Origin of the sequence: Arenibacter sp. P308M17 (assembly GCF_003426735.1) — a bacterium.
Taxonomy (GTDB): domain Bacteria; phylum Bacteroidota; class Bacteroidia; order Flavobacteriales; family Flavobacteriaceae; genus Arenibacter.
Genome location: NZ_QVON01000001.1, coordinates 610,687 through 637,520, shown reverse-complemented (window position 1 = coordinate 637,520; position 26,834 = coordinate 610,687). Strand labels below are relative to the sequence as shown.

The following is a 26,834-nucleotide window of genomic DNA, read 5'->3' as shown; positions in this document are numbered from 1 at the left end:
CCCAATAAGTATATTCATAATTGTTAATAACAGGAATTAATGAAACCACAAAGTAGACTGTACAAAGACACCTTATTGAATAATGTGATCCCCTTTTGGGAGAAACATTCCCTGGATCTTAAAAATGGAGGCTATTTTACCTGTTTGGATAGGGAAGGCAGGGTGTACGACACCGATAAGTTTATATGGCTGCAAGGAAGACAGGCCTGGATGTTCGCTACCTTGTACAACCAGGTGGAACCAAGGAAAAAATGGCTGGAAATTGCCAAAAGTGGGGTCGATTTTATAAGGGATAAGGGAATGGATGCCGAAGGCAATGTCTATTTTTCCCTAACTGCCAACGGACAAGCTTTGGTACAACCCTATAATATTTTTTCGGATTGCTTTGCGGCCATGGCCTTTGCCCAATATGGTAAAGCGGCACAAGACCCGGATTATAAGGAACTGGCAAAAAAAACATATCTAAATATTCTCAAGAGGAAAGATAATCCAAAGGGCCCATACGAAAAAGGAACCTCCGCCCGACCGCTTAAAAGTTTTGCCCTACCCATGATTCTGTCCAACCTGGTTTTGGAGCTGGAAGACATATTGGAACCCTCCGAAGTGGAGCGAACCATAGATTTTTCGATCCATGAGGTTATGGAAGTCTTTTTGGATAAAAAATCGGGCTTGATCTATGAATTCGTAAAGCCCAACGGCAGCCTTGAAGACAGTTTTAACGGACGTTTATTAAATCCGGGCCATGGCATAGAGGCCATGTGGTTTATGATAGATATTGCCGTCAGAAGAAATGACCAAGGCCTTATAAAAAAAGCTACGGAGACCATTATTAAAATTTTGGAATACAGTTGGGACAAAGAATATGGCGGAATACTCTATTTTATGGATGCCAAGGGGCATCCACCACAACAGTTGGAATGGGACCAAAAATTATGGTGGGTACATTTGGAGACTTTGGTTGCCCTTGCCAAGGCCTATGAACAGACACATGAGCCTGAAATTTCCAAATGGTACGCCAAAGTGCACGACTTTAGTTGGCAGCATTTTTCGGACACGGAACATGGGGAGTGGTTTGGATATTTAAATAGGGAAGGCAAAGTATTGTTGCACCTTAAAGGCGGCAAATGGAAGGGATGTTTCCACGTGCCTAGAGCTATGCTCCAATGTTGGAAAACCTTTGAGAAAATGGAGAATAATGGAATGGTAAATTAAAATTAACCTAAATTAATAACACATGAAACGAACATTAATAAATTTTAAAAATTACTTCACAAAAGGCAATGTTTAAAATTTTTAATGTGAGAGCGTAGCGGTTACATACGTTCTCAATTTTTTAATTAATTTATTTCCAAATAATTACAAAAATTTAAACGTATGAAAAATTCATTGATACTACTATTGTTCGTCGCCTTCGGATGTAAGGCCCAACAGGAAAATTTCAAGATTGCCGATGGGGTAAAACAGCATCAGGATCTGTTTAACACTACCATGAACCAGGATGTTTCCTGCTATCGTATCCCTGCCCTGACCACCGCTCCTAATGGCGACCTCATAGCGGCCATAGACGAACGGGTACCTTCCTGTGGCGACCTTAAGTGGAGCAAGGATATAAATATTGTGATAAGGCGAAGTAGCGACAATGGCAAAACTTGGTCGGCCATAGAAAAAATTGTGGATTTCCCCTTGGGCAAATCGGCTTCCGATCCCTCTATGATAGTAGATGCCGTAACCAACGAAATTTTTCTTTTTTACAATTATATGGATCTGGATAAGGAAAAGGACGTTTACTATTTACATGTTGTAAAAAGTGCGGATAATGGAAAGACGTGGAGCAAGCCGGAAGATATTACCCCTCAAATTGCAAAGCGGGAATGGCACAACGACTTTAAATTTATCACCTCCGGCCGGGGCATACAGACCCGATCCGGCACATTGCTCCACTGCATGGTGAACCTAAATAGCGGGCTTCATGTTTTTGGTAGCAAGGACCACGGAAAATCCTGGTTCTTTATAGATACTCCCGTGAGTCCGGCGGACGAATCCAAAATAATGGAGTTGGCCAATGGGGATTGGATGATCAATGCCAGGGCCAATAAAGAAGGAAAGCGGTACGTACATATTTCCAAGGACGAAGGAAAAAGTTGGAAAACCCGACCCGAACCCAATTTGATAGATCCGGGTTGTAATGCCAGTATTGTGCGTTATACTTCCATTGAGGATGGTTATAAGAAAAATAGGTTGTTGTTCTCCAATGCCAAAAGTGAAAAGGGACGTGTTAACATGACGGTCAGAATAAGTTATGACGAAGGCGAAACCTGGTCCGAGGGCAAAACGATCTATGAAGGGGAATCTGCCTACTCGTCAATGACCATTTTGGAAAACGGGGATGTAGGCTTGTTTTTTGAACAGGATGATTATCAGAAAAATCCTTTTGTAAGCTTCTCCTTAAAATGGTTGACAGATGGAAAGGACAAGTACAGAAAGCCAAGGCCAAAGAAAGACTAAACTATTATGCCATAAATAGATAAGTTGCCCCTTTGGAAAATAATGGATATATTTATGATGAACTACATGGTAGTTTAGGTATATCGATTAATTTAACAAGCCCACCTATGGCCATTGTAAAGGATCTAGCCGATTTTGACCATCCCATTTCCGATATGTTCCAACTGCCAAAATCAGCGGCGGAATGGGAACAGTACAAATTATCCAATGAGCAGGTTGCTCACTTCCATGAATTTGGCTATGTATCGGGAATAAAATTGTTGGAGGAATGGCAGGTAGATAAATTAAACCAAGAATTGGCGGAAATAATAGTCCCTGAACATCCTGCCAATCATTTGTTCTATGAATTTCACAGCAACGAATCCCAAGATCCCAATTCGGTTTTGTTCCATTCCCTAGGTCATTGGCGCATTGCCCCTGGCTTTCATGATGTATTGTGGAACCCCGCCTTTGTTATGGCTGCCCATCAGTTGTTGGACATGAAGCCCGTTAGGTTTTGGCACGACCAATTATTCTGTAAACCGGCACTTCATGGTGGTGTAGTAGCCTGGCACCAGGATTACTCCTATTGGACAAGGACTATAGCCATGCAACACCTCACCTGCTGGACGGGATTGGATGATGCCAATACTGAAAATGGCTGTCTTCATTATATCCCCAAAAGCCACAAATGGGGCCTTTTGGATGCCCCGTCACTTGCTGGCGATATGGACGGACTTATGAAATATCTTAACGAGGATCAAAAAAAAGAGTTTAAGCCAACTCCCATTGAATTAAAAAAAGGTTTCGCCACCTTTCACCATCCATTAATGGTGCACGGTTCTTACGAAAATAAGTCGGAAAAAAGCAGGAGGGCATTTGTCCTTAATGTATTTGCAGATGGCACCATAAGCAATACGGACGAGGAACTTTTGTCCGGGGTTCCCAAGGTGGCCAAGGGCAATAAGATGGAGGGGAAATTTTTCCCTTTACTTTATTCCTAATTCCTGATATCCCCAAAACAGGAATTGTACTATTTCCTCCCGTTCCTTAGTGCATGATCAAAATGGGGTTCCAAATGTCGGCGCATGGCACTTCTATAGGTCTCGGGGGTACCTACCCTCAAATTATCCATCAACATTCTATGTGTTACAAATTGTCCGGAAGAATATTGATAATCCGTTTTGTTTTTCTTGGCTTCTTCCAAATACACGTACTCAAAAACGGGCAATAAAAGACTTTGAAACCTCTGTACCGTGGCATTGTTGGACATTTGATATAGTTTTCCATGAAATGCGATTTCCCGGTCCAATGAAAAGCGATCCTTTTCATAACTTGTTTCCTCTTCCAAGGTCACGATTCGCTCCAATTCGTCCATGTCCTTTTGAGTTTTGTGCTCAAAGAGAAAATCCGCAATTCCCATTTCCATAATAAGTCGGAGCTCGAATAAATTCCTTAAGGTATCATCTCCCAGTAAAGTGGGATCAAGAATACGTTCAAAATTATTAATGATATCGGGCCGGGTCAAAACCATGCCCCTATGCTTTTTGGAATCTATAATCCCTAGCGTCCTTAAACGCAACAATGCTTCCCGAACTACCGTTCTACTAACCCCAAAAGCTTCGGAAAATTCCAGTTCCTTGGGAATGGCATCCCCAGGCTTCAATTTGTTTTCCTTGAAAAATTTTAAAATCCTAATTTCTGCCTTATCTACCAAAGACAGGTTATCCAAGGGTTCAATTTTGTTTAATTTACTCATTTTAACGAACTTTAGTGTTTTGAGATAAACCTTGTAATTTTGCCTCACCCGTAATTGCCCAAAAGGCGGGGCCAACACAAGGGTCGGAGAAGCTTAAGATTAAATTTTGCGTAATTTATAACAAAATTACAATTATATCACCTTAATTTTGATAAATTGTTTTATGTATTACATATTTAAATGCTTTCTATCAATCCTCAAAATAAGAAACAGCAATAAAAACAAAAAATATAGCGATGAAGAATAGTCCAAGACCCTATGTGCTGGCAGAAACCAATTGGAAAACCGTGCGGGAGCAAAATTACACCGTTGCGATATTGCCTTGGGGCGCCACGGAGGCACACAATTACCATTTGCCCTACGGAACCGATAATATCCTGGCCGAAAATGCGGCCATCCAAGCCGCCAAACTGGCTTGGGACAAAAAGGCAAAGGTAATTGTCCTGCCCAATATCCCTTTTGGGGTCAATACCGGACAAATGGATGTTGACCTATGTATAAATATGAATCCAAGCACACAAATGGCAGTACTAAAAGATTTGGTACAGGTTTTGGAAGCCAATAATATACACAAACTGGTCATCGTAAACGGACATGGGGGCAATAATTTTAAACAGATTATTAGGGAACTGAGCATACTATACCCTTCGGTCTTTGTTTGCTCCCTAAATTGGTGGGAAGCTGCCAAGGCATCCAACTATTTTCATGAACCGGGCGACCATGCCGGGGAATTGGAAACCGCCGTTGTAATGCATCTAACCCCAAATTTGGTACTGCCCTTGGAAGAAGCAGGAGATGGAAACGCCAAAACATTTAAAATAAAAGGCTTGAAAGAAGGATGGGTAACCGCGCAACGCAAATGGACTGCCGTAACCGAAGATACGGGAGTAGGAAATCCGAAGATGGCCAAAACGGAAAATGGAGCCAAGTTCTTTATGGCCGTGACCGAGGGTATCTCAGGATTTTTACAGGAACTCCATGAAGTTGGTATTGACGATATGTATGAATAGCAATATTCGATAATTTCCTTTTCAGGTTATTAAAGGTAATAATTTGTATAATATTTATTTATGTTATACATAATACATTATTTTTAATTATATTGCCGAAAAAGTTAATTTTACCTAATATGGGGATGTTTCGCAAGATTTTTACTATAGCAATAGCGCTTTTTGGCACGTTATCGATCTTTGGTCAGGATGGCCCAAAACTCTCAATTCGTAATATAGCAAATCTTCCTGCCGAACCAGGCCAAGAACAGGCGTTGGGCTATGCGGGCATGATGGGGGGAACGCACCAGGGTGTAATCATGGCCGCGGGAGGAGCCAACTTTCCGGATGCACTTCCCTGGGAAGGAGGGGAAAAAAAATGGAGCAGTTCCATATATATCCTCAAAGACGGTATATGGCAATTATCCAAAACTACCCTACCTTTTCCTTTGGCCTACGGCGCCTCCCTGAGCCTCCCCGACGGAATTCTCTGTATTGGCGGCAACAATAGGGAGAAGAGCAGTGATGCCGTTCTTCTTTTAGGTTACGACAAAAATACCTCGGACATTAGCATAGTGGACTACCCATCCCTCCCAGAACCTTTGTCCTATACCGCAGCCGTAACCAATGGGGATTATATTTATGTTATTGGTGGTATAAATAATGGCAAAAGTACCAATGCCTTCTACCGCCTTAACACAAAGACCAAAACTTCCTGGGAACGACTACCCGATTTTCCAGGAGCGCCCAGAGGCTTGCACACAGCGGTAGTTCAGGAGGCGTCCGAAGCCAAAAAGATATTTGTAATTGGTGGAAGGAATGAAGTGAAAGGTAAACTTTCGGAAGTAAGCAGTAACTATTTGTCCTATAATCTAAAAACCCAGAGTTGGGAAGAGGAAGGTGAAGTTCTTTTAAATGAAAAGCCAACGGTATTGATGGGCGCTTCGGCCGAAGCAATCGGATCTATGCACATAATGATATACGGGGGTTCGGACGAAACCCTCTTCCATCAATTAGAGAAATATGGGGTTCAAATTTCCGAAGAGAAGAATGATTCCATAAGGCAAAATTTAATACGATCAAGAAATAATATATTAAATACACATCCCGGCTTTAGTAGGGAGATTTTGACCTACAATACCATTACCAAAAAGTGGTTCAAATATGCCAGTCTGGACGTTAAAATCCCGGTTACGGCATTGTCATTCCATGATAAGGACGATTTTGTAATCGTTTCCGGAGAAATATCCCCGGGAATACGTACCCCAAAGGTCCAAGCCTTTCAAATTGCGGAAGCTGCACATCCTTTTGGGCTGTTAAACTATGGGATATTAGTAGCATATTTGTGTATTTCCGTACTTATAGGCCTCTATTTTTCAAGAAAACAACGTTCCACTGAAGACTACTTTACCGGCGGTGGACGTATCCCCTGGTGGGCTTCGGGACTCAGTGTTTTTGGTACTTTGTTGAGCGCCATAACCTTTATGGCCATTCCTGCCAAAGCCTTTATTACGGATTGGTCCTATTTTATGCTCAACATGACCGCTATTCTGATCACCCCTGTCATAGCCTATATATTTATACCTTATTTTGCCAAACTCCGAATTTCCACCGCCTACGAGTTTCTGGAAAATAGGTTCAATTACACCGCCAGGGCATTGGGCAGTCTGTCCTTTATTTTGTTTCAATTGGGGAGAATAGGAATAGTGCTTTTACTACCGTCATTGGCCGTATCCATAGTTACGGGCATACCCGTTGAGGCCTGTATATTAATAATGGGAATACTATGTATCATATATACCGCTTTTGGTGGAATAGAGGCCGTTGTATGGACAGATGTAATGCAGGTAATAGTTTTAATGGGCGGAAGTATCCTAGCGGTTATCTGGATTATGATGCATACAGAGGCCAACTTTGGTGAAATGATAGATTATGCCTCGGACAGAAATAAGTTCAACCTTATGAACATGGAATTCAATTTTACGGACTCCACTTTCTGGGTGGTATTTATTGGTGGATTGGCTTCGGCCTTGGTAACCCAAGGCACGGACCAAACCATTGTTCAGCGTTATTTAACCAGCAGCAATGTAAAGGATTCACAGAAAACAGTCTACACCAACGCCATTATGACCCTCCCGGCCACCATTATATTCTTTGGTATTGGCACCTTGTTATTTATATTTTACTCGGAAATGCCAGATCGGTTATCCCCTTCCATAAGCAATAACGATTCCATTTTCCCATGGTATATTGTTAAAGAGCTTCCCTTGGGCATATCCGGACTTCTCGTGGCAGGTATTTTTTCAGCGGCCATGTCCAGCATCAGTAGTAGCCTAAACTCCGTTTCCACTGCCTTCTGTAGCGACTTCTACAAACATTTCAATCCCAGGGTAGCCGATCTGCGTCTTCTGAGGATTGCCAGGGCAACCACTGTTATCACTGGTTTGTTGGGGGTAATGTTCGCACTATGGATGGCGAGTTCCAACATAAAATCCCTGTGGGATGAATTTTACAGATACCTTGGCCTCTTTACGGGTGGCCTGGGAGGAATGTTCCTGCTGGGCATGCTGACAAAAAAAGCCAATGCCAAAGGTACCCTGATCGGATTTGTAATAAGTGGATTTTTAATCTACTACATAAGCAACCAAACCTCCATAAACTTTTTAATGTATGCCTTTTTTGGCTTGGTTTCCTGTTTTGTTTTCGGATATATTTTTAGCTTGTTGTTTAAGGATAAGACACCTAAGGGCATACAAAACTAATATCGCACACCAATTCCTATAAGGAGGGATCATTTTCCCTTTTCAATTTCCAGCGTCTATGGCTCCACAGCCACAATTCCGGTGCGCTGGTAATAGCCTGTTCCAATTGTTGGGCATATTTTTCCAAAATCTCAAAATTGTTCCTTATGCGTGGGTGATCTTCAATGATCCGAAACTCCAATTCGTAATATCCCCTCCTCAATTTTTTGAAATATGGAAATAGGACTACCTGATCGGTTTTCTTGGCTATCTTATCGGCACCTATAAAAAAAGCGGTTTCTTGATTCAGAAAATTATACCAGTATTTGGAGCTCTTTTTAGTCGGACTTTGATCACCGATCATACAGTTCAAAGTAAGTACCTTCTTCTGATGATTGTCCAAAATGGTCCTAAACCCTTTATCCGATTCCACACAATTGACGCCGAATCGCTGCCGCATATTTTTGAACAGCTCATCAAAATACTTGTTTTTGATAGGTTTGTAAAATGTATTGGAACTATATGGGAACATTAAAGGCAAAAAAACCATCCATTCCCAATTGCCCTGATGCCCGGTATACATAAGAATACTTCGCTTGCTATTCACATATTCCTGGATCAACTCCGGATTCTTAATGAGCAAACGCTTTTTTATTTCCTTCTCCCCTATTGTCAACCTTTTAAAAGACTCCAACACCACATCACAGAAGTGCCTATAAAAATCCTTGGCAATCTGCCCAATTTCCTTCTCGCTTTTGGAAGGGAATGAGTTTCTAAGGTTAACGAACACTACCTTTTTCCGATATCCCACTATCCTGTATACAAAAAAATACATTACATCCGAGACTACATATAGTACCCCCATGGGTAGTACGGATACCATATAAAAAGGTAGAAATTTAATTCTTGAAAGGTATTTCATCCTGTTGTGCCTTTAGTTCTCCAAATAAAACCCCTGTTACAAAACACTTTATTTTAATGCCCCAAACGGACTAAAACTAAATTGTTGTCCTCCCGCTATAATCATTAGTACGTCAAAATTAAAAATCCTTACCCATTACCATAATATCTAAAACGGTAAGAATTTGTTAATACTGATCCCATTATATCCAATTCATTGATTTTAATACAATTAGCCATATCCCAAGGTCGGCAAAGGCAAGGCTGCTGTAAGCAGGGGGTCTTTAAACAGTAGACTCCCATTGCCTATGGCCTATGACCTATGACCTATTACCTATGACAAAAATATTTTTAGAGGCTAAAGCGGAATAGTTCCCGCTTGGGTCAACGTTTAAAGGTAAGTTTAACAATGTTTGGCATTGTTTTGTAATTTATTTAAGAAGTTTCAGAGCAACCTTTGTACAAATAAAATATCTAAAGAAAAAAATCGTTTAACCTTGGTCTATTTTTTAGATACCCTGAAATAAATTAATGATATGGAAATAGTGAACGCAATAGTAAAGCTTATAGATAGCTATCCATTTATCTCTATAGTGTTTTGCCTGCTTATAGCCTTGGCACTTATCACCTACAAAATTGTAAAGAAAAGAAGCTATTAAAATCCAATAATAAATGGGATGGTGACCCTGTATCCCATCCCTTATTATTTCCGATTTCCAAGCCGCACTACCGAAATGGTATTGTTCCATACTTAAAATGACATACGGCCATATGAACAATAGGAAGTTTGCACAACCAGCTTGACATAGCCGTCCTTAAAAGGTGCCCCTCAAACCAATACTGCCCGGACCTATTTGAAGGCTCCAACTAATCCTGTCCCTAGAAATTTCATTGGGGTATCTTTGCTTATCCAGGTATTTATCAATGGAATCCACCACAACAACACTCAGCGCTACACTCAGTGCCACATCCGTCAACCAATGTGCTCCGCTCCAAAGTCTACTAACCGGGGAAAGTAGGCCCATAGTATAGAATCCGCCTTTGGCCCATGGGTTTTTGAACTGCTTGCCTATGGCATAGAAAGTGGTAAATGCCAATATAGTGTGTCCTGAGGGAAAACTATGATAGGCGGCATCCTTACTAAAAGGTTTAAAGCTTGCCTTTCCTACATTGGCAATGGGTCTGGCCCTACCTACCAAGGTTTTGCTAACCGTTTGGAGCAATCCGACCGCAGTGGCCGATGAGATTAAGAGCACCCCTGTTTTTCTCCATTTTTCATTCTTCGTAAAAAGCCCTATTAAATATACCCCGCCATTAATGGAGTAGTTGTACAGTGGTTTTCCAAGATAGTAGCCCGTTTCCTTAAGAAACCCTGGTATGTCATTTTCCTGTCCCTGAAACCATTGGGAACTATCCCCATCAAAAGTAAATAGCCCAGCAGTTCCCAAAACAATGGCCCCCGCCCTTAGAAAATCCTCTTTTCCCCAATGAAACGGCTGCGAGTAGGCATATTTTAATCCGCCAAAGGCACTTGCCCCATCATAGCCCAAGGTTTTCCAAGTAGAGAGGGTATCTTTCAATTGGGACTGGCCCTCCAATTTGGCAATACCTAAAAAGAGGCCAAGACCCAATACAATTACTTTTATTTTCATTTTCAAAACTGCATCTAAATGAGGGGCAAAATTAACCAATTATAGATTTAGAGACTGTCTAAGTTCTGAAATTTAAAATATCCATAGTTGTTTGCCCTTGAACAGAAGCCATAACTGCCTGCCCCAAGAAAAGGAATAAGAAATTGATGTATATTGACCGCTTGTAGTTGTATTACACTATAAATTGACCCCTCTTCCTTGCAAAGAATCGTCATGATCCCATGTAATAAGCCACGGGTCCTTGGTCCGGATTTGAAAGTCCTTCATTTTTTTGATCATTTCATCCATGACCTCTTTATATTCCGGGTCGTTTGCCAGATTGAAAATTTCATCCGGGTCTTTTTCCAAATCAAATAATTCAAATTCGGGGCGAAAAAGGTAATCCTGTACCCTTCTTTTTCCGTAAAATTCCTTGTGGTTTCTATGAACTTCCTGCCAGGTGGAAGCCGCCCACAAGTCTGAGGCGAAGGGATATTCCATACGCCATGCTATATTTCTAATAAGCTTGTAATTCTTTTCGCGGACCACGCGCATAGGGTAATACATAGTGATCTCGTGAAAGGTATGGGAGGCATATACTTGGTCCCAACCTTCCGCCTCCGTTTCATTCAATACCTCCTTAAAAGAACGTCCGTGAAACGAATCTTCCTTTATTTCCACCTTCGCCATATCCAAGATGGTTGGTGTTAGGTCTACCCATGAAATCATGGCGTTGGAGGTAGTGTTCTTCAACTTTGAGAGGGGATCCCTAATAATACAGGGCAATTTCATCCCCGGTTCGTACAGCGTGGTCTTTGCGCCCGGAAAAGCCATTCCGTTATCCGAAATATAAATTACGATAGTATTGTCCGCCTTGCCCGACTCCTTGAGCATCTGCATCAGCCTACCAAAACCCTGATCTATTCTGGAAACACTTTGATAGTATTGCGTAATTTCCTCCCTGCTTTCCTTGGTATCCGGTAAAAAATCCGGCACAATAACCTCTTCTGGATCGTACATTATGGTCGTTACACCGGCATAACCTTCCACCTTATTTCCAAAACTGTTGGGGGCATCCCACCTTCCAGGATCGGTAGAGGCCGCCCGATGCGGGTCATCCGTACAGAAATAAAGAAAAAATGGTTTTTCCGAAGCCAATATATCCTTACACTGTTCGGCCATTTCCACCGTGTTTCTGGGATCGGACTTTAACTCCTCCTGAAAATGGTACACCGTTTCGGGGGCCACATGGTACTTACCTATTCTTGCCGTGGCATACCCTTCCTTCTCCAATAATACGGGTAAGGATTTCACCTTATCATAGGTGCTAAAATGATGGTAATCATGCACATGCCCATAAGCTCCGATAGCATGGCCGTATAGCCCGGTAAGAATTACGGACCTACTGGCGGAACAACTGGCAGTGGTACAATAGGCATTGTTGAAACGTACGCCATCCGTAGCCAATTGATCCAGATGAGGGGTTTTAATTACATTATTTCCATAGGAGCCCAAAGCATCCGTTCCGTGGTCATCGGCAACAAAAAGAATAATGTTGGGTCTGGAGACAGATGTTGGTTTTGTGTCCTCCACTTTCTTATCGGCACACCCCTGGAGCAACAACCCCATAATGATGATGCCCAAGGCTAATAACTTTGCATTCATTGGATATAATTGTTAAAAATTCATTCTATTATTCCATGCCCTTCTAACCCTTTACCAAGAGCAAAAGAAAAGGGCACCGATCAACAAAAGGGAGCAGATAAAAGGTTACTTCAGCTCCAAATCTTCAATTTTTCCTGTGCCTATGCCACGAATCCTTTCAAAATCGGCAACCAATTCCTGAAGTTTTTCCGGATTGGATTGGGCCAAATTCTCCCTTTGACCGGGGTCCTGCTCCAAATCATAGAGCTGAAACTCTTCCGAATTTCCAATTTCTATATTGACCGACTTAATAAGTGCAGGTCCCTTATAAGGTGGTATCATGGCCCAATTTCCCTTTCTAAATGCTGTTCTTGAGGTAGCTTCCAATACCAATTCTTCCCTACCTTTATTGGATCTGCCCAAAAATACCTCCAATAGGTCCTGGCTATCCTCGCCTGTTGCATCACTCCCCACCAAAGTGGCCATTGAAGTGAGCAGGTCTACCTGACACACCAGGGCATTGGATATACCGGGGGCAATGGTTCCTTTCCAATAAGCGATAAAGGGAACTTTTGTCCCTGCTTCGAACAGGCTATATTTCCCTCCACGCAAGGGACCGGAAGGGGTATGGTTGCCCAATTTTTCAACGGCATCATCATAATAGCCATCATTGACCACAGGTCCGTTATCACTGGAAAAGACTATAAGTGTATTTTCAAGTATTCCTTCGTTCTCCAAGGTTTTCATAAACTCGCCTATCATCCAATCGGCCTCCAAAATTACATCGCCCCTTGGACCCATACCGGATTTTCCTGCGAAACGGGGATGCGGGGTACGGGGCACATGGGGCTGCTGTAGGGCATAATAAAGAAAGAAAGGTCCACTCTTATGTTCTTTTATATACTGTTGGGCCTTGGCCAAAAAATGATCTGCCATATCCACATCGCTCCATTTGGCTGCGTCCCCACCCTTCATAAATCCTATTCTGGGCACTCCGTTCACAATACTGTTATTGTGTCCGTGGTGCCATTTCATAGTGGTAAGTTCCGGATTGTCCAAACCTGTTGGTTCCCCTTCAAAATTTGTGTCGTAACTTACCTCTATTGGGTCATTGGGATCCAATCCGTCCACATGGCCATCGGCAATATAGACCGTTGGCACCCTATCCTGGGTTGCGGCAAGGATATAGGAATAATCAAAACCAACCTCATTGGGACCAGGGGATATCCGTTCGTTCCAATTGACCATGCCACTTCCAAGTCCCAAATGCCATTTGCCCACAATGCCGGTGGCATATCCTTCCCCTTGTAACATCCTAGGAACTGTCATTAGGGTAGTATCTATAATCAATGGAGCCGTTCCCGGCAATATTTTGGCGTCCTTATTGCGCCATGGATACCGCCCCGTAAGTATGGCATACCTACTAGGGGTACAGGTAGCAGAAGTGGCATAACCGTTGGTAAACCGCACGCCGCCATTGGCCAGGGCATCCATATTGGGCGTGCTGATCTCCGTGGCACCATAAGCGCTCATATCCCCATAGCCCAGGTCGTCCATATAAATAAATACAATATTGGGCTTTTGGGAATTTTCTACAGGAGCGACCTCTCTTTCTACCTTGGATTTGCATCCTGTTAATAGTAAGATCACCATTAAGGCTTGGTACCAATTCATTTTACTTATTTTCATATTCTATTTAATTAATTTACTGATTTTGTTTTAACGGTTCGTAAGATACAGCCCTTCTGTTATTTAGTTTGGCCATGGTACTTAATCTTTTATTTGGACTAAACCTCAATGACCTCATTGGGGTCGGTACTTATTTCAACCGATGTAATACTTTTTTCATTTTGCCCTTCTCCTATGACCAAGGTATACCTGGCCAAAGAGTAAACAGGAGGAATATATTCGTTGCCCTTAACTCTTATCGATTTCACCATTTCATTGGTCTCCTCATTAATAACCCTAACAACTTGGTCGGATTCTTTAAACTGTAATCTGGGAAGGTAGCCAAATGCCCTTCTGCCATCATTATCATCTTGGCCAATGGTCAAAGGCCAACCAGGATAAGTGTTTTCTTTAGATTCCACCCCAAGATCTGCCAAAAACCGTATCGCCTCCATTTTTATAGTCCTAGCGGAGGTGTCAAAGGTAACTAGCCCAAAACCCGATGCCTTTTTATGAGCTTTTAAGTATCTGTTTTTCTCAAGGTTAAAATCATCGGTCGGATTCCCAACGGCATAGATATAATTAGTATTTCCAAATCCATCACGATAACACCCTGTATTAGGTAATCCATGCGCTGGTCTATCCGTAAAAGGCACATTGACCGCGTCTGGCTGTCCCCATCTTGGATAACCGGTTGAAATGGCCGGGGTACAGAAGGTCCAGCCCCCATCCCGTACTTCATCAACACTATATTGTACCATAAAGGGTAGGTGCTGATCTCCGTTTATATGGAATGTACTGGCCTTTCTAATGGTGCGTATTACCTCGTCCCTTTTGGATTTAGGCCAACCCCCGGAATCCAAGTCCCCAAATAAAAACTCTTTTTTAGGGCCATGGTGTGTACCTACATTGGAGAACAGGGTCTGACTTAGCAATACTTTCATATACGATCCTTGCCAATCACCGATCCATCCATTTAAAAACTCCATTTGTTTATTTCCAAAAAAGGTGAGATTATTGGAATCAAGTTCCTCTGGTTTGGCCGGGGCTGTAAGGTGATCTATCCTACCTTCCCCGTTCCTCAGCATCTCCGGACCAGATTTAAAAAGCCTATCACTTACAATAGCGAAACTCACTTTTCCGTAAACCATTTGAGTGTACCAATTGGTTATCCCTGAAGGTAAAGGTAATGGATCATAAGGATCTGGAAGGTGACCACATTGGGTGCGGTATACCACATTGACCATTTTTGGGGTCTGTACAAGACCGCCGTGTGCATCCCTTACCTTTTCCCAATCTTCAAATGAAATACCTTCTCCCCCTTCTCCCCACAAATTGCCTTGGTAAACATCATGGTCATCCGGGGTACATACGGTAGGTCTATCGCGCATAATATTTCCAAATGCCCAGCCGAACATATACCACTTGCCGAGATAATTTAAAATGGCGCTGTCCTCTGGTTGTCTTTTAATAGGATATCCCCCATTGCCTTCGTACAATTGATCCCCTGAAAAATAAAGTATATCCGGATTCGTTTTTTCAAGGTTCTCGACCAAAGGTCTATAGGGATAACCCGCCCATTCTTGACAGGTAAGTCCCCCAAACCGAAGCGGCCGATCATTTGGTTCTTGCCTTATGGAACCTTCATAATAATGTTTTTCTTTGTCTATGGTATAGACCAAACGATAAGGTGTATTTTGGGCCGAATCCCAATTTTCAATTGAAAAAACGGTGCTAAGGGATACAGGATCAATTTCGATTTTTTCTTCCCTGACCCATTTACCTTTCTTAAAAAATTGAAGCTCCATCCTTTGTGGATCCTTGTTGCTTACAGGAGGTAGTTGTGCCATTAATTTAAGTTTTCCCTTCGAAAGAGTGTACATGGCCCAAAGAATAGGCCCAAAACTATTTTCAGGGACATGTGTTAATTTAGTGCCTTCCAAACTTATTGATCGAGACCAAAATGTACTCCCATCCTTTTCGTTCAAGTTTTGCTCCAAGGCTAGCAAACCTTCAATTTCGTTGGAAGAATTATAAACTAGCCGCCCTTTTTTTCCATCCATATCAATAACGGACAAGGAGTATTCATACCCTTTATTTTTTGGTGATACTTCTAATTCCATGGTAAAATCCGAGTAATCAAAATTTTCAGGAAGCTGAGCCTCCTTTTCGGCCACAAACATTTTCCCCTCCAGGGAAATACCAGCGGAAAGACCATCCCCGAAATAACAAGCCGCCTTTATACTTTTTGGATCTGTAGAATCTTTAATTCCTATAGTAAAACCAACGCTACCTTTACTGTCGTTATTTGTTAATAGACCCAATCTACTTTTAACCCAAAATTCCCCCTTGTCCTTTTTAAGAACATAGGTCAGTAAATGTAAACGGGCATTTCTTTTGGTACCGTTAAACTGTAGTCTATTATTCCTTATTTCCCAATCTTCCATGGGAACACTCCAAAAATCTTTTCCTATCCAGATCCTCTCGTTCAAATTTGTAAAATTGAAATCTTGGGATATTATCGGGCTATTGTTCACCTCCTCCAATATTGCCCCGCTTTGGGAAAAAAGATTGGAAAAGGGGTTGGCAATTACTGGAATTACCAACCCTACTTTTTGAATAAATTTTCTTCTTTTTAAGACCATTGCAAGAAAATGATTAATTCCCTAATTTAGGATTTACGTTGACCTCCGACTCTGGAATTGGCCAAACATCATCCACACCTTCGCGAAAATTTTTGCTGGTAACATACCATCTTGACTGTGGATCAATTTTCTTGGAAGTCGTCGGGTATAGGGTGGAATTCGGGAATGGTGCCCCCCAAAAATCGCCCACCAATGCCTCATCTCCTATTCCCCATCTAAAGATATCCCATAAGCGCTGTCCTTCCAAGGCCAACTCAATTCTTCTTTCATTTCTTAAAATTGGTCTCAATGCAGCGGCATTGGTTTCCGTAATAGGCGGTAAGCCTACAGAGGCCCTACCCCTTACGGCATTAATGGTAAGGTCCAATAATTGCTGTGTAATAGCATTTCCAGCCTCCAGTTCTGCTTCCAAATAGCTCAGCAATACCTCGGCATATCTTATTATTGGAATATTCCCTCCATAATCGGACAATAGATTTCCACTAAACGATTCATCAAAGAATTTTCTCAACCCATAACCTGTTCTAGTTGCTTGCTTGGAATAGGTCAATTGATCTACTGACCCGGAAGAATCTGGATGGCAATCATAGGTCCTTCCTGCAAAGGTAGCACCATCCCATATAAAATTGTACCTAAACCTAGGGTCCCTATTGGCTCCCATATCCTCATAGTTAAATCGAGGGTCCTCATATGACAAGGGCGTTCCATCATCAAAACCATAGGCATCGGCAAGACTACCCAAAGGGTTTACAATATGCCAGCCCGAGGCAACCGCCGGATAGGCATGCTGGGGCAATGAATTACCTGCCTGACCACCAAAATATTGGGCACTAAAAATGTTTTCACTACTATTCTCATTGGAAGGAATAAAAAGTGAACTGTAATCAGGATCAATAATATTATCGCCCATATCTATAATCTGTTTGTACACTATGGAAGCTTCAGGGAATTTCTTCTCCCCAAGATACAATCTTCCTAAAAAAGCCAATGCTGCCTGTTTACTGGCCCTACCAGCTTCTCCTGCATTTAATTCCCCGAATGTTGGAAGTGCGGCTGCGGCGGTTTTAAGCTCATTCTCAACAAAAGTCACCAATTCTGCCTTGGATGCCTTATCTACATTATTAGCTTCATCAGGTGTTAAAGTAGCCGTAACCAAAGGAGCGCTACCCCAAAACTGTGAAAGATAAAAATACTGTGTGGCCCTTAGAAACTGTACTTCGGCCTTCATCCTATCTATTTTAGCCTGTTCCATATTTACCTTTTCAATATTCTCCAAGAAATCGTTACAAATAGCGATTCGTTTGTAGGAACCCTTCCAATATCCATTAACAACGTTATTATTGGGCAGCAGGGTACCGTTGGTCAATCGGTTCTGGGTAGAATTATCACCTCTCCTATCATAGGCATTGTCCGTAGCAAATTCCATAAAAACAATGCCACAATAGGTCCACCAATCCGAAGGCACCACTTGGGTCCCATATTCCACGGCCCCTCTATAGGCTCCGGTCAGCGCTATGTTGGCATTGGACTCCGATGTCCAAAAATTATCTGCCGCAAAGGCGTTACTAGGAAATTGTTCCAGTTCCTTATCACAGGAAACAATTGCTCCCAAAGAAATGATGCCCAATAAAAGCCTCTTTATGAATCTAGAATTATATGAATATTTATTATATATTTTAATCATGATCTTAGAATTTTAGATTTAAACCAAAAGTGTATGTGGTTAATATAGGGTAATATGCTCCACCCCCAATTATTTCGGGATCCCATCCCTTTCTGTAGGAATTAAACGAATGCAAATTTTCTGCCCCTAAATAGAATCTTAGATTATCTACTCCAATTATATCGGTTAATGTATTTGGGAAATTATATCCTATCTGTATATTCTTTACACGCAAATACCCGGAATCAATTACCCAAAAATCGGAAGTCTCTGTATTGGCAGATCCACTGTTGGTCAACACTTCCAACCTAGGGTAATCAGGGTAACGCACAGGATTGTTGGGGTCGAACCTACCGTCCATCTGCCAACGTTGAATGTTTCCCAAGTTAAAGAAGGCATAACCGGCATAACCCGTTAATTGGCCTTTTACCTCAGCCGTTCCCTGAAATAAAACCGAAAGGTCAAAATTCTTATAATTAAAACCTAGATTGGCACCAAAAGTATATTTAGGGATACGACTTCCTAGATAGGTACGGTCATAAGTAGGGTCTATTTTGCCATCGGGTATACCATCTGGACCACTAATATCCTTATATCTAAAATCGCCCGCCTGTGCAGTTGGATTCACCGCTGACATATCTGGCCAGCTATCTACCTCCCCATCGTTTAAAAATACCCCATCGGCTTTATATCCATAGTACATTTGCATAGGATACCCTATAAATAGGTCGGAGCCATTCCCTACAAACCCATTGGGCTGCTCTACATTACCAAGTCCTAAGGTAATTACCTCATTATTAATGATGGAAAAATTAGCGTTAATGGAATATCCAAAATCTCCGGCATTTCCACGATGGCCCAAATCAAATTCCCATCCTGTATTTTTTACCTCTCCGGTGTTGGTTTCACTAATACCTACCCCTAGGACAGAAGAAACACTTGCTGAAGGCTTAAACAGCACATCTGTGGTATTTCTATTGAAATAGGTGGCGTTAAAAGTTAACTGGCCGTCAAAAAAACCGGTTTCCAAACCTATATCCGTAGTTTCCGTGGATTCCCATTTAATATTGGCATCCTTGTAATTGGCATATGCGGCACCTGTGGCAAGTCCGCCCCCCAAGGAATAATCCCTTCCCGAGGCCAAAACCGTTTGATATGGGTAATTACCTATATTTTGATTCCCTAAAATTCCCCATGAAGCTTTTACTTTTAAATTGGATACCCATGACACTTCCTCCATAAAGGATTCTTGGGAAACACGCCATCCCACTGCCGCAGATGGAAAAAACGCATACTTGTTATTTTCCGGAAAACGCGAGGAACCATCATAGCGCATAGTGGCCTCAAACAGATACCTTTCATTGAAGCTATATTTTAAACGGGAGAAAAACGATTGCAAGGCCCATTCGGCATCATAGCCCCCAGATTGTTGATTCTCTGCGCTACCAAGATCCATTACGGTATAGTCGTTGCTCGCAAAATCCTGACGATAACCGTTGAAAAGGGACAGCTCCTCATTTTCAAAGGAATATCCCGCCAATAGGCTAAAATCATGCGACCCAAATTCTTTGGAATACTCCCCGGTAAACTGCATGGTCTTAAAAATGGTCTTGTCACTTTGTTGATTGAGATAAGACTGACCTAAAAAAACATCTTCGTTAAGTCTTTGAGATGCCAAATAAGATCGTTGCTCGTAAAGAGTAAAATTATATCCACCTATTACGGAAAAGACCAAATCATCTGTAGGTTTCCAATCCAATTTCACATTAACCCCGGTCTTTGTTGTAGGGTTGTTCAAATAGGACTTGGAATCCAACCACGCCACTGGTGTTCCCCCACTTTCAGGTCCTATACCGTAATTGCCTTGGGAATCAACTCCCAAAAAAGTTGCTGGGTAACGCACTGCATTCTGAACCAGTTGATCTAAAAATCCCCCACCCTTATTGGCCGTGGCCTGAGGTTCTTTTCTCTCTTCCAAGGAGCCAAAAAACCTAGAGTTCAACTCAAACTTATCCCCTAATTTATTTTGAAGGTTCATCCTAAAGTTATAGCGGTCAAAGCTATTTTTGGGTACAATACCTTGCTGGTCCAAAATACCTGCAGATACATAGTACTTGTTTCTTTCATCGCCTCCATTTACAGTAAGGGTGTGGGATGTCTGTATTCCATTTCTGGAAAAAAGATCCTCCAAGAACCTGGTATTCGGATAATTATCAAGGTCGTTTTGTGCCCTGTATTTTTCAATGTCCTCAGCACTAAAACTATTACTTTCTGAAGCAATATTGTACATTTCAGCGTACTCCCAAGAGTCGGCAAATTCTGGAAGCTCAGTGGCCTCATTAAAACCTACATAACTATTATAGCTAACCGAAAATTTCTTATTACCTCCACTTTTTGTGGTAATCAATATTACCCCATTGGCAGATCTGGCACCATAGATTGCAGCCGAAGAAGCATCTTTAAGAACGGAGATTGAAGCAATGTCGTCTGGATTGATATCATTTAAAGTGCCCGCTATTCCATCTATCAATACAAGGGCATTTGGAGTGGCACCGAAAGAACCCACCCCTCTTACACTAATATCCCCTCCACTCTGCCCTGGCCTACCAGTCCTTTGAACTACCGTAACTCCGGGCATTTGTCCAGTTATCGCCTGGGATACCTGCGTTACCGGCCTATTCTCTATATCCTTGGAAGAAACTTGCGATATGGAGCCGATTACATTGACTCTCTTCTGGATACCATAACCAACAACTACCACTTCGTCTAAGCCAGCCGCACTTTCCTGTAGGCTAATGTTAAGGTTGGTTTTACCATCTATAGGCACTTCTATAGTTGAAAAACCAATATAGGAAACTACCAGAATGGCGTTGGCATCTGCTACCTCAATAGAAAAATTACCGTCAAAATCGGCTATTACCCCATTTGTGGTTCCTTTTTCCACAATATTGGCCCCAGGTAATGGAGTACCAGTATTGTCCACAACTGTACCTGAAACGGTAGGTTGTTGCAATCCCCTTACCCCAGTGCTACTTTGGTCAACTTTTTCTTCTATTGCTCCAGGCTTTAATGCTATTTGTTTGTCCAGAACCTTATAAACAATATTGGTTCCTATAAACACTTTCTCCAATATCTTGGAAATAGTTTCCCTTTTCACTTTTATGGAAATCATTCTTTCCAAATCCACTTCTTTAGTGTCCACAAAGAACTTAAATTCCGTCTGGGATTCAATTTCATTGAGAACGTCGAACACCTTAACATTGTTAAGATTCAAGTCTATTTTTGTACTTTGGGAATAGGTACTTGCATTAACTTGAAAAAGTGCAACTAATAAAAACAGGGTTGTTAATTTCATTTTTAAATCGAATCGCCATGGAGAACCATCACGATACCGCGGTTTGTTAAATTTTTTCATAATTTAGTAATACGTTTGGTGGTTAATAAAAATTTTTAATCACTTTAATCTGCCAGAAAATGTCGCAAGCATTTTCTGGTTTTTTTATAAAGTAGATTGTGTCCTAGACTCTAAAAATTCACTTCATATTTAACTGTTTTAAGATTAATTAATTACTATTTCATTTTGATCAATGATGTACTCAATAGAATAAATTTCATTTAAAGTTCGCAACACCTGTTCTATACTTTCAACATCGAAAACCGCATTATAGGTCTTCTCTTCCAGAATTTCATTATTGTTTATAATAGAGACATTGTAGTGCCTTTCCAGTTTCTTTCTGATGATTTTAAATGGGGTATTTCTAAAGATCATCCTTCCTTCTACCCAACCGGTATACTCATTGGTATCTACTTTCGCCACGATGGTCGCTTTTGAGTCAGGGTTCCATTCCCCTTTATAGCCCGGTTCCAATAAAAATGCGGTCGAAGCATTGTATGCATCACCTTTTTCGTGCAGCGCAACAGATCCTTCCACAAGAACAGTATTGATATTCTTGTCTTCAGGATAGGAAGAAACATTGAATTTTGTTCCCAAAACCCTTACGTTTAATTCGTTTACATTAACTACAAAAGGTTGGTTTACATTTTTGACAACATCAAAAAAAGCTTCCCCTTTTAGGAATACTTCCCTTTGGGCGCCTTCAATAAATTTTACCGGATATTTAATGGAGCTCCCTGCATTAAGGTGAATAGTTGTGCCATCGGACAAAACCAGCTTAAAGGTTTTTCCATAAGGAATGGTCAATTCGTTATATATAGGCGTTGAAGAAGAAAGATCATTGGCAACACTCTTATAATTCAAGACATTCCCTTTCTGGGTTCCAACCAGCTTTCCTTTCTTGTCAACAAAAGTTTGTTCTCCATCCTCAGTTATAACCTGAATATTTCCGTTGCCCAATTGCAAGGTTATGGCGTTTTCATCGATGATAGGTAAATCGGAATTTGATTTTTGTTGCGTAAAGAAATACCCTATGCCCAAAAGAAGTAGGAAGATAGCGGCATACATTATAAGTCCGGAAAACCTAGGTTTCGACTTGTTGTTGTCCAATTTGGATTCCAATGCCTTCCACGCCAGCTGGCTATCTTCATCGCTTTTGGCGCCCAAGGCCCAGGCCTTTTTAAATTGAATAAAGACACTTTTATTCTCCGGGGAATCATCTATCCATTGGAAGATTCGTTCCACTTCCTCCTCTGTGGCATTCCCTAAAAGATACTTTGAAATTAAATGGTGATCCATTAACTGGAATTTAGCGTTCCAATTAAGTACACCTTAGAAGTCCTTTACCCTACATTGAATTGTGATTTTTTTTGCTAAAATTGCAAAAAACAATAAATAAATATATGTAATACGTAATGGGAGAGTCTTAATTTAAGGAATTTGGTTGCTCGTGTAATATTGGCCTCTACTGCCTTGAGAGTGATACCGAGCTCGTCCGCAATCTCTTTGTTCTTCTTATTTTCAAATCGCTTTTTTACAAATACCAGCTTACATTTGTCCGGTAATTCCTCTATAGACTTTTCAATAAGGCTTTCCAATTCCGAAAAGGTGACGGAGTCGAAATTCAAGGAGTTCAAAATTTCAGTGTGCAAGCTGCCCTCCCTATCTTGCAGTTGTTTGGATTCATACTTTCGAACAACCTTGTTATGCCTTATTAAGTTTAAACAATCGGTTTTTACCGAGGTATACAGAAAGGATGGGATTCCATTGACTTTTTGGACCTTTTCCCTATTCTCCCATAGTTTTATAAAGGCATCCTGGGCAATACTTCCTGCTTTGTCCTTGTCCCTTATAAACTGAATACCGAACCCAACAATACTATTGTAGTATTCCTTAAAATAATACTCAAAAGCACGGCGATCTCCTTCCTTAAATTGAAGGAAGCGAAAATCGGCCGAACTTATAAGCTCTTTTTCCATTATGGATTACACAAATTTATCTTTGGATAGCTACGTATTTAGCACCTAAATATACACATTTTTATTAAATGTAAAATTTACGTGTTAAAAAATAAAGCCCCTTTGTTCTATGTCGTATTCAATGTACTAATGGGTCCATTCTCTTTTAGTAAAGTCATCTTAGAGATTCTGTGTTCTTCTTGGCGTGGTTTGTTACACTAGGCCTTTCCCTAAAACTTTAAACATACCGGTTGCGGAAGGTGTATCTGGTTTCCAGTATAATTAAGTAGTCCGGTTTGTTTATCTACCTCAAAAACAGTGATATTGTCCGATTTTTGATTGGCTACCAAAAGAAAGTTGCCATCAGGAGACAAGGTGAAATTTCGCGGCCAATCCCCTTGCACAGATACTATGGTCAAAAGCTTTAATTCTCCGCTTTCGGATACCGAATAAACAGCTATACTATTATGCCCCCTGTTGGAAGCATATAGAAATTTCCCATCCTTACTAATATGAATATCGGCACAGGCATTCGGTTCCTGGTAACCGTCCGGGAGTGTACTCTTTTTATCTATTGTTGTAAAAACTCCGGTCTCTTCATCCACCGTGGCCGATACAACGGTACTGGACAGTTCATTTATTATAAACACCATGTTCTGAGTGGGATGGAAGACGAGATGTCTTGGACCGTCTCCGGGGTCCAATTGTAGACCAACTTTAGCTTCTCCCAGTTTATTGTCCGAATCTATTGGATACGTTAAAACCTGATCTATCCCCAAATCCACGGCATATAAAAATTTTCCGTTTTGGGAAAATTGTACACAGTGTGCGTGGGCCGATTTTTGATTCGGATGTGGCCCACTTCCATTGTGCTGTATCCCTTGTGGATCATCTATCATACCCCCTTTTTCATCCAAGGGATAAAGAACGATACTTCCGGAACTATAATTTGCGGCCGCAAGAAGATGCTCCTCGGGACTTACCCCAACATAACAGGCTCCATCCCCTATGCTGGGGAGATTGCCCACTCTATTCAAGGCCGTTTTATCTTTGTTCCATTGAAATGCCGATACACTCCCCGGCTTGGTTCCATTGGAAGAATAGACCCTGTTCCCATCCTTGGAAAGGTAAAGGTACCCGGGCTTGTTCTCTTCGGCCACGCGCCGACTATTGGTAAGTTCCCCCGTTTCAGGATTAAAGTCGAGCTGGTAGATACCCTGGCCGTCCCCTTCTGCAAAAGTCCCTACCAAGAGTTTTAGATTTTCTTTTTGAATCGGTGCTTCCATCATCCCCGTTGGGGATTTCTTGGATTCGTTTTTACACCCTGCCGGTATCAATAAAAGAACAAGAAATAATAGAAAACCAATAGATTGTTGCATAATAATAAAAGTTAGGTATTGATCCTGTTAAATATATTCAATTATTTCAAGAAACTGTTTAAGTTTTACCCTTTGGTTCTTTTAGCTGCCCTTACGCCAGCTGGCCCCTTCACTAAAAACAGCTACCAGCAGTTTTCTTAACGTTCGGTCCTACCATGCTTCAGCTATTTTTCGGTCCGTAGCTATAGCTATGCACCTTAAAATACCTTCGCCTGACGAAAACCTGCCTGCCGGCAGGCAGGAATACACTATAAAATATTCCAAAAACAAAATTTAAACAGTTTCTAAACTCCCTCTATTTGAGATTTTATCTTGATAAAGTGCTCGGCAAGGCCCTTAAAATCCCTTTCTTGAATAAGCCTTTTATCAAAGAGCGAACTGCCCATGCCAACGCCTACAACTCCGGCCTCAAAAAAAGATTTAATATTTTCCACAGAAACTCCGCCGGTGGGCAAAAGCTTAATGTTATTCAGTGGAGCCGAAATGTCTCTAATAAATTGGACCCCAAGCTGGGAGGCCGGGAATATTTTTACGGCCGATGCGCCCAATCGCCATGCCCTATATATTTCCGTAGGAGAATAGGCTCCCGGGAAAATAGGAATCCCTTGGGCTACGGCAGTTTTAATAACGGCCTCATCAATAATCGGGGTCACCATAAACTGGGCTCCGGCAGCCAAAGCCTTTTCATAATCTTCCATATTGCAGACCGTACCGGCACCCACATTGAGCTGATGAAAATTAGTACGCAACACAGATATCATTTCGGCAGCTCCGGGAGTGTTCATGGTAATTTCTATGGTATGTAGGCCTGCCCCCACATACGCCCTGGCAATATCCGGCATTACGTCCATGGACACTCCCCTTACAATACCCACAATGGGAGCCCTTTTATAAAGTTCCCAAGAAAATGATTCTTTATTTGACATATGTTTCCAATATTTTTCGCTGACCGACCAATAGGGCCGATGCTATAATTTGTGGCTCAAAACAGACCAATCGGTCCTTGGTCAACAACGATTTCAAGGCCAATGTGTACAATGGGTTCTGTATTCCGGTAACCGCAAGGTATACCGTTTCATTATTCCCTTTCAAATGGGACAACTCGGCCCCGATCAACAATCCCGAAAGAAAATAATAGTTTTTGGCAGGGGAGGCTTTATGTATCAAGCTATGTGCCCTAATGGAAAAAAGCGATGCCATATGTTGGTTGGCTACCCCTTTTTTGACGCCATCCAAAAAGATATTTTCATATAATGGCTCCCATGGTACTTCCTCCATAGAACCTGACAAAATACTGTGTTTCCCAATAATCTCAAACAACTCCCCGGTCATGTAGGTAGTAAAACCTATAAAATGTCCGTTATGGTACCGAATATGTTTACTGTGGGTTCCTGGCAGTAAAAGCATCCCCTTTCCACTCTTGGGCAGGTGGTCCGAAAGTCCAATGGCCTGGATTTCCTCCCCACGCATTACATCGGTGTCGGTGCGGGCCCCGGAAATTAAAAGGAGGTTCAGGTCTCGGCCCAAAACAATGGAACTGCTTATTAGGTCTTCTCCCGTAAAGGCGATAGGCAATTTGCAGTAATCCAATTCCTGCATGCCTATGGAAGATGACAGCATTCCGGAAGCAACCAAAGGGTAGTTTCCCAAACTGTTCAAATCCAACTTTTCCAGCTGCGCCAATAAATAATCTGCAAAAAAGGCCTGCTGGGATAGTTCCTTTTGTTGTTTAAATAACCGATGGCATTTTTTGATCCCCAAATTGGTCCTATATTCCGAAAGTACCTTTAGGGAATGGGTATCCACCAAACGCAGTCTAAAATTGGAGGTGCCCCAATCGCAACTGATAAATTTTTCTGGCAGCCCCCTATTTGTCATAATGCTCGAATTTGTTTTTAGATCGATTGGATTTTATTCCCCAATGGGCCGGCACAAATCATAATGACATTGGGGAATGTACCATAGATTCCATTAATTCC

Annotated in this window: 19 protein-coding genes; 6 read left to right on the top strand and 13 right to left on the bottom strand. The window is 41.6% G+C overall.

Annotation, left to right across the window (positions count from 1 at the left end):
• Nucleotides 1-39 precede the first annotated feature (39 nt).
• The 3 genes from D0S24_RS02630 to D0S24_RS02620 all read left to right on the top strand — a co-directional run bounded on the left by D0S24_RS02630 (nucleotide 40) and on the right by D0S24_RS02620 (nucleotide 3,488).
• Entirely contained in the window at nucleotides 40-1,212 is a 1,173-nt protein-coding gene (locus D0S24_RS02630; protein ID WP_117018291.1) for an AGE family epimerase/isomerase, read from the top strand.
• A gap of 162 nt (nucleotides 1,213-1,374) precedes the next feature.
• A complete protein-coding gene (locus D0S24_RS02625) occupies nucleotides 1,375-2,505 on the top strand; it encodes an exo-alpha-sialidase (protein ID WP_117018290.1) in 1,131 nt (376 codons plus the stop codon).
• Between the two features lie 107 nt (nucleotides 2,506-2,612).
• Complete coding sequence (locus D0S24_RS02620) at nucleotides 2,613-3,488, top strand: phytanoyl-CoA dioxygenase family protein (protein ID WP_117018289.1); 876 nt, start codon at nucleotides 2,613-2,615, stop codon at nucleotides 3,486-3,488.
• A 29-nt stretch (nucleotides 3,489-3,517) separates the two neighbouring features.
• On the opposite strand, the gene D0S24_RS02615 is transcribed toward D0S24_RS02620, so the two are convergent.
• A complete protein-coding gene (locus D0S24_RS02615; protein ID WP_117018288.1) occupies nucleotides 3,518-4,243 on the bottom strand; it encodes a FadR/GntR family transcriptional regulator in 726 nt (241 codons plus the stop codon).
• 236 nt (nucleotides 4,244-4,479) lie between these two features.
• Here D0S24_RS02615 and D0S24_RS02610 point away from each other — a divergent pair, with 236 nt between their 5' ends.
• Together D0S24_RS02610 and D0S24_RS02605 are read left to right on the top strand one after the other, a co-directional pair.
• Nucleotides 4,480-5,253: a creatininase family protein gene (locus D0S24_RS02610; RefSeq protein WP_117018287.1), complete on the top strand. Its 774-nt coding sequence runs from the start codon at nucleotides 4,480-4,482 to the stop codon at nucleotides 5,251-5,253.
• A gap of 119 nt (nucleotides 5,254-5,372) precedes the next feature.
• The gene (locus tag D0S24_RS02605; RefSeq protein WP_251795690.1) at nucleotides 5,373-7,994 is read left to right on the top strand and encodes a sodium:solute symporter family transporter; all 2,622 of its coding nucleotides are present in this window, start codon (nucleotides 5,373-5,375) and stop codon (nucleotides 7,992-7,994) included.
• 16 nt (nucleotides 7,995-8,010) lie between these two features.
• Here D0S24_RS02605 and D0S24_RS02600 read toward each other — a convergent pair whose 3' ends face one another.
• Nucleotides 8,011-8,895 carry a lysophospholipid acyltransferase family protein gene (locus tag D0S24_RS02600; protein ID WP_117018286.1) on the bottom strand — a complete coding sequence of 295 codons (885 nt, stop codon included), beginning with the start codon at nucleotides 8,893-8,895 and terminating at the stop codon, nucleotides 8,011-8,013.
• 514 nt (nucleotides 8,896-9,409) lie between these two features.
• On the opposite strand from D0S24_RS02600, the gene D0S24_RS21290 reads away from it, so the two are divergent.
• On the top strand, nucleotides 9,410-9,532 hold the full coding sequence (locus D0S24_RS21290; protein WP_258922813.1) for a hypothetical protein: 123 nt from the start codon (nucleotides 9,410-9,412) through the stop codon (nucleotides 9,530-9,532).
• Between the two features lie 156 nt (nucleotides 9,533-9,688).
• Here the strand turns inward: D0S24_RS21290 and D0S24_RS02590 are convergent, their stop codons facing one another.
• The 11 genes from D0S24_RS02590 to D0S24_RS02540 form a co-directional block, all read right to left on the bottom strand.
• Entirely contained in the window at nucleotides 9,689-10,525 is an 837-nt protein-coding gene (locus D0S24_RS02590; RefSeq protein ID WP_181938011.1) for a phosphatase PAP2 family protein, read from the bottom strand.
• 177 nt (nucleotides 10,526-10,702) lie between these two features.
• A complete protein-coding gene (locus D0S24_RS02585) occupies nucleotides 10,703-12,169 on the bottom strand; it encodes a sulfatase (RefSeq protein WP_117018284.1) in 1,467 nt (488 codons plus the stop codon).
• A 105-nt stretch (nucleotides 12,170-12,274) separates the two neighbouring features.
• The gene (locus D0S24_RS02580) at nucleotides 12,275-13,837 is read right to left on the bottom strand and encodes an arylsulfatase (RefSeq protein WP_220377718.1); all 1,563 of its coding nucleotides are present in this window, start codon (nucleotides 13,835-13,837) and stop codon (nucleotides 12,275-12,277) included.
• Nucleotides 13,838-13,935: 98 nt separating this feature from the next.
• Complete coding sequence (locus D0S24_RS02575; RefSeq protein WP_117018283.1) at nucleotides 13,936-16,461, bottom strand: alkaline phosphatase D family protein; 2,526 nt, start codon at nucleotides 16,459-16,461, stop codon at nucleotides 13,936-13,938.
• Nucleotides 16,462-16,474: 13 nt separating this feature from the next.
• Nucleotides 16,475-18,145: a RagB/SusD family nutrient uptake outer membrane protein gene (locus tag D0S24_RS02570; protein ID WP_117018282.1), complete on the bottom strand. Its 1,671-nt coding sequence runs from the start codon at nucleotides 18,143-18,145 to the stop codon at nucleotides 16,475-16,477.
• Nucleotides 18,146-18,149: 4 nt separating this feature from the next.
• On the bottom strand, nucleotides 18,150-21,539 hold the full coding sequence (locus D0S24_RS02565) for a TonB-dependent receptor (RefSeq protein WP_220377717.1): 3,390 nt from the start codon (nucleotides 21,537-21,539) through the stop codon (nucleotides 18,150-18,152).
• A gap of 144 nt (nucleotides 21,540-21,683) precedes the next feature.
• On the bottom strand, nucleotides 21,684-22,817 hold the full coding sequence (locus D0S24_RS02560) for a FecR family protein (protein ID WP_117018280.1): 1,134 nt from the start codon (nucleotides 22,815-22,817) through the stop codon (nucleotides 21,684-21,686).
• A 74-nt stretch (nucleotides 22,818-22,891) separates the two neighbouring features.
• Nucleotides 22,892-23,497: an RNA polymerase sigma-70 factor gene (locus D0S24_RS02555; protein WP_117018279.1), complete on the bottom strand. Its 606-nt coding sequence runs from the start codon at nucleotides 23,495-23,497 to the stop codon at nucleotides 22,892-22,894.
• Between the two features lie 209 nt (nucleotides 23,498-23,706).
• Entirely contained in the window at nucleotides 23,707-24,855 is a 1,149-nt protein-coding gene (locus D0S24_RS02550) for a lactonase family protein (RefSeq protein WP_117018278.1), read from the bottom strand.
• A gap of 284 nt (nucleotides 24,856-25,139) precedes the next feature.
• A complete protein-coding gene (locus D0S24_RS02545) occupies nucleotides 25,140-25,781 on the bottom strand; it encodes a bifunctional 4-hydroxy-2-oxoglutarate aldolase/2-dehydro-3-deoxy-phosphogluconate aldolase (protein WP_117018277.1) in 642 nt (213 codons plus the stop codon).
• Nucleotides 25,771-26,733, bottom strand: coding sequence for a 2-dehydro-3-deoxygalactonokinase (locus D0S24_RS02540; protein WP_117018276.1), 963 nt, complete (start codon nucleotides 26,731-26,733; stop codon nucleotides 25,771-25,773). Before D0S24_RS02540 ends, D0S24_RS02545 begins: the two co-directional genes overlap by 11 nt.
• Between the last annotated feature and the right edge of the window lie 101 nt (nucleotides 26,734-26,834).